The organism is Amycolatopsis pithecellobii (assembly GCF_009707865.1).
Lineage (GTDB): Bacteria > Actinomycetota > Actinomycetes > Mycobacteriales > Pseudonocardiaceae > Amycolatopsis_E > Amycolatopsis_E pithecellobii.
In genome coordinates this window covers 1-5,035 of the sequence record NZ_WMBA01000125.1, presented here as the reverse complement: position 1 = coordinate 5,035, position 5,035 = coordinate 1, and the positions used below count along the sequence as shown (strand labels likewise).

At 62.4% G+C, this 5,035-nt stretch carries 4 protein-coding genes; 2 read left to right on the top strand and 2 right to left on the bottom strand.

Annotated features, from left to right (window positions below; genetic code table 11):
* The first annotated feature begins 170 nt into the window (after positions 1-170).
* Positions 171-1,217, top strand: a complete 1,047-nt coding sequence (locus GKO32_RS37580; protein ID WP_154761674.1) for a Leu/Phe/Val dehydrogenase — start codon at positions 171-173, stop codon at positions 1,215-1,217.
* 667 nt (positions 1,218-1,884) lie between these two features.
* On the top strand, positions 1,885-3,180 hold the full coding sequence (locus GKO32_RS37575) for an IS256 family transposase (protein WP_154761673.1): 1,296 nt from the start codon (positions 1,885-1,887) through the stop codon (positions 3,178-3,180).
* A gap of 72 nt (positions 3,181-3,252) precedes the next feature.
* Here the strand turns inward: GKO32_RS37575 and GKO32_RS37570 are convergent, their stop codons facing one another.
* Complete coding sequence (locus GKO32_RS37570) at positions 3,253-4,383, bottom strand: sialidase family protein (RefSeq protein ID WP_154761672.1); 1,131 nt, start codon at positions 4,381-4,383, stop codon at positions 3,253-3,255.
* Between the two features lie 93 nt (positions 4,384-4,476).
* Positions 4,477-4,968 carry a YajQ family cyclic di-GMP-binding protein gene (locus GKO32_RS37565; RefSeq protein WP_312869277.1) on the bottom strand — a complete coding sequence of 164 codons (492 nt, stop codon included), beginning with the start codon at positions 4,966-4,968 and terminating at the stop codon, positions 4,477-4,479.
* Positions 4,969-5,035 lie beyond the last annotated feature (67 nt).

Sequence of the window (5,035 nt, the reverse complement as noted above, 5' to 3'; positions counted from 1 at the left end):
TCAACGACCGTCCCGTCGTGATCGATTTCGTGGTCGGCAAGGATGCCCAGGTGTGGCCCATGGTCGCGGCCGGGGCGAGCAACGACGAGGTGATGGCGGCGCGCGGCATCCGCCCGCTGTTCGACGAACAATCCTGAGATCACTCAACCTTCGCCCCGAGGAGCGCAACAATGACCGGTATCTTCGAACGGAAGACAGGGCATGAACAAGTAGTTTTCTGTAACGACAATGAAACAGGCCTGCGTGCAATAATCGCCATTTACTCCACTTCCCTGGGGCCCGCATTGGGAGGTGTGCGATTCTATCCCTATGCCGACGAGGAATCCGCAACGAATGATGTCCTCAACCTTTCGAAGGGGATGGCCTACAAGAATGCTGTGGCGGGTCTGCACTACGGAGGCGGAAAAGCAGTCATTTTCGGCACTCCGGAAACGGACAAGACGCAACAGTTATTGTGGGCCTACGCGCGCTTTGTTGAATCCCTCGGAGGACGCTACATCACGGCGTGCGATCTCGGTACAACCATCGAAGACATGGACGTTATCTCAGGTGAAACCACACACGTTGCAGGTCGCTCGCGACGCATGGGTGGCGCGGGCGACCCTTCGAGCGTTACCGCGTACGGGGTATATCGTGGCATGGCTGCATGTGCTGAGGTCTGTTGGGGCGTAACCTCTTTACGTGGCCGCAGCATCGGCGTGTCAGGAGTAGGCAAGGTTGGCACGTTGCTCGTCGAACTGCTGGTCGCAGAGGGTGCCTCGGTTGTCGTGTACGACGTCGATGAGAGAGCCCTCGAGCATATCCAGCGAACGCATCCAGCGGTCGAGGTCGCAGCTGATCACAACACGTTGATCAGCCGAGACTTGGATGTTTATGCTCCGTGCTCTATCGGCGGCGTTCTTGACCGTCAGGTCGCGGAAAGGCTTCGATGTTCGATTGTCTGCGGCGCGGCCAACAACCAGCTGTCCGAGCCCACGATTGCTCAATCACTACACGACCGGTGCATTCTGTACGCTCCGGATTACGTGGTTAACGCTGGGGGTGTCCTTCATGTCGCCGGCGAACTCGACGGGTTCGACTCGCGGCTCGCCAAGCATCGGGCATCGGAAATCTATGACACTATGATCAAGATACTTCGAGCCTCAGAAACCGACGGCCTGCCACCCGTCGTGATCGCAGATCGTCTCGCCGAGCGGATCATGTCATATCGAGGCTGATGACATGACGTGGGCAGTTGGAATACATTTCAAAGCCTAAGCTTGAGTTTTAACCTGTTCGGCGTGGTCGGGGTGTGCTCGATTTGTTCTTCTTGGATGTCGCCGAGGTGAGGACATGGACGTCGTGGCGGGTGGCTGGCCGGGTCGTTGCGGCGGCCGGTTGGCCGTCCTGGGCCGGGTCGTGTTGGTTTTGGTGCGCTTGCGGGAGAGTCGGTTGTTGCGCGGAGGTGCCGAAATCCGCGACGGACGCGGGCTGGGGTGAGCCGATCTGGTGGCGCGGGTTTCTCCCAGGGACGTCGTAGGTCCGCGGTCAGCCTGCGGGCGAGTCGGAGTTGGGTGTAGCCGGCCAGGATGAGCCTGCCCCATCGGTCGGGTTGTTCGGGTGTGCGCAGTTTCGGGCGGGTCCAGCCGAGGGTCTGTTTGAACAGCCGGAAGGTGTGCTCGATGTCGAATCTGCGCAGGAATGCCTGCCAGAGCAGATCGACCATGCTGATGTCCGGATCGACGCGGGAATGCCATAACCACAGCGGTTTCGGGATTGTCCCGGAAGGTAATCGGTCCACCTGCAGACGAACCACGGTGCCATCCAGGATCGGGACTGTGTCGCGAGGGGTGTTTTCGGCCCGACACGCTGGGCTGAGGCCCGGCGGGATGGGCACGGAGAGTGATGGACTCTGATGCTGTGGGCGCGGAGAAGAAGACCTGGAGGTCGGGGCGGCAGTTGTCGCCGGAGCAGGCCGTCGCGGCGGCGATGGTGGTCGAGGCGAAGCAGCGCGGGCTGGCGTTGGCCGGGCCGGATGGCTTGTTGGAGCTGTTCACCAAGAATGTGTTGGAAACGGCGCTGGACGAGGAGATGACCGAGCATCTCGGCCGTGAGAAGAGTCAGGCGGAGCCGGGTCGGGATTCCACCAGTGTGCGGAACGGTACACGACCCAAAACGGTGATTTCGGACGCGGCGGGCGAGGTGGAGATCGATGTTCCTCGTGATCGGGAATCCTTGTTTGAACCGAAAATCGTGAAGAAGCGGCAGTGTCGGTTGACCGATGTCGACGAGATCGTGCTGTCGCTGTACGCCAAGGGGCTCACGACGGGAGAGATTTCGGTGCACTTCGCGGAGATTTATGGGGCCTCGGTGAGTAAGGAGACCATTTCGCGGATCACCGACAAGGTGGTCGGTGAGATGGAGGGATGGCGCAGCCGGCCGTTGGACGCGGTGTACGCCGCGGTGTTCATCGATGCGATCGTGGTCAAGGTGCGCGATGGTCAGGTGGCCAACCGGCCGTTCTACGCCGCGATCGGCGTCACCGTGGACGGCCGCCGGGACGTGCTCGGGTTGTGGGCCGGTTCCGGCGGCGAAGGCGCCAAATTTTGGATGAGCGTCCTTGTCGACCTGAAAAACCGGGGCGTGAAGGACGTGTTCTTCTTGGTCTGCGACGGGTTGAAAGGGCTACCGGAGGTGATCGAGCAAGTGTGGCCGCAAACCATTGTGCAGACGTGCGTGATCCATTTGATCCGCAACTCGTTCCGCCTCACGTCCCGGAAACATGTTGACGCGCTCAAACGTGATTTGAAAGCGATGTATGAGGCGCCCAATCCGGACGCCGCAGCCGTCGCATTAGCGGAACTGGATGAGAAGTGGGGAGCCAAATACCCGGCCCTGGTGCGCCTGTGGCGCAACGCCTGGACAGAGTTTGTTCCGTTTCTCGATTACGATGTCGAGATCAGGAGGATGATTTGCTCGACCAATGCCATTGAGTCGTTGAACGCCCGATACCGGCGCGCGGTACGGGCGCGTGGGCATTTCCCCACAGAGCAAGCAGCGATGAAATGCCTGTACCTTGTGACCCGCAGCCTCGATCCCACCGGGACCGGAGCAGCACGATGGCTGATGCGCTGGAAGCCGATTCTCAACGCGTTTGCCATCACATCCGGTGATCGCTGGCCGGTCACCGAGACCTACTGATCAAGAACGCCGAAACACCGTTTGCGACACAGTCCCACCAGACCTGGAGCTAGATCAATTACAGGACGCTCTCTAGTTCGCCGGGCCCTTGGCGAAATAGGTCGTGCACACGCCGTTTTCGTAGTCGGCGGCGATCTCCAGCACGTTGCGGCCCTTGTCCACCGGCAGCAGGGTGGAACTGTAGTTGGGGCAGAAGTTGTCGTACGCGGACGGCACTTGCACGGGCGCGGGAAGTTCGTACCATGGGCCGTCGCCGAAGTGGTCATTGGCGAGCAGCACCTGACCGTTCGTGCTGAGCGGCTTGCCTTTGGCGTCGGTGTAGATCTGCCCGACCATCAGGATGCGAGTGCCCTCGGGCCCGCCGGGGAACAGGGTCACGGTCTGCGCGTGCTGGAAGTAGGCCCCGGCGGGGGCGAGAACAGGTGTGCCGGGTGCGGACGGATCGCCGAAGTTCGCGCCGTCCGGGGAGATCTTGAAGTACGGGTCGCAGAACCGCGGCCCGTAGTTGCAGATCTCGTAGCCGAAGTAGTAGCGCCCATCGGGCAGCTTGCGGACCTGAGGCATCCCGGGGCGCACCCGGTCGGGCGGGATCGCGAGGGTGCGTTGTTTGGTGCCCCAATGGATCCCGTCGACTGATCCGACGCGGTTGAGCACCTGAGCGAAGCGGGGCGCCTCGGTCTCGTCGGCGAAGTGGAGCCACAGGGTGCCGCCCGCGTCGACGTCGAACTCCGGCTCCCAGACACCGTCGGTGTTGTGCGACCGCGCGGCTTCGGACAGGAACGACCAGGTGCGTCCGCCGTCGCTGCTGGCCCAGATCCTGATCGACATCCGCCGTTCCAAGCCGTCGGCCTGCCCGTAACTGCCGGCCCACAAGAGCGTTCCCGCGCGGAGGCTGCCGATTTTGCGCGGCAGTTCGAACAGCGTGCCGCAGCATTCGCCGCGGGCGCCCCGCGGATCGCGGACCTGGCCGATCAGCCGGAAGCTCCTGCCCTCGTCGAGGCTCTCGAAGACCGGTGCGAACGGCCCGTTACCGTCCCACCCGCTGACCGCGGCGATAATGCGTCCCTGGTAGACGCCGTGTTCGAGCCTAATGAGCCGGGGGTAGGACCCGACCGCGAGCCGCTGCCGTCCCGCCGCCTGCGCTTGGGGGGTGAAGCCGATGATCAACACGAGGGTCAGCAACAGCACTGCACACTTGCGCATTCAGTCCCTCTCCCGCCGGGTGGCGGGAATTAGATCATGATCGCGCGCTACGTGCCCTCCAGGTCGAGAGCCATCCGGGCCGGGGGTCGACGCTCAGCGGTAGTTGGTGAACTGGAGCGCGATGTCGAAGTCCTTGTCCTTGAGGAGCGCGATCACGTCCTGGAGGTGATCCTTCTTCTTGCCGGACACACGAAGCTGGTCGCCCTGGATCTGGGCCTGGACGCCCTTGGGTCCCTCGTCGCGGATGTACTTGGCGATCTGCTTGGCCTTTTCCGAGGCGATGCCCTGGATGATCTTGCCGTTGACCTTGTAGATCTTGCCGGACACACTGGGCTCGTCGGCTTCGAAGGCTTTCAGTGAGATGCCACGCTTGATCAGCTTTTCCTTGAACACCTCGACGGCCGCGAGCGCACGCTCTTCGGTCTCGGCCTCGATGGTGATCGCCTCCTCGCCGGACCAGGCGACCTTCGCGTTGACCCCCCGGAAGTCGAACCGCGTGGACAACTCGCGCGCCGCCTGGTTCAGCGCGTTGTCCACCTCCTGGCGATCGACCTTGCTCACCACATCGAATGACGGATCCGCCACGTGTCCCCACCTTGTACGCTCGCTTGTCGGCCAGGCCACACCATAGCGCCGCCCCGTCACCCCCGGT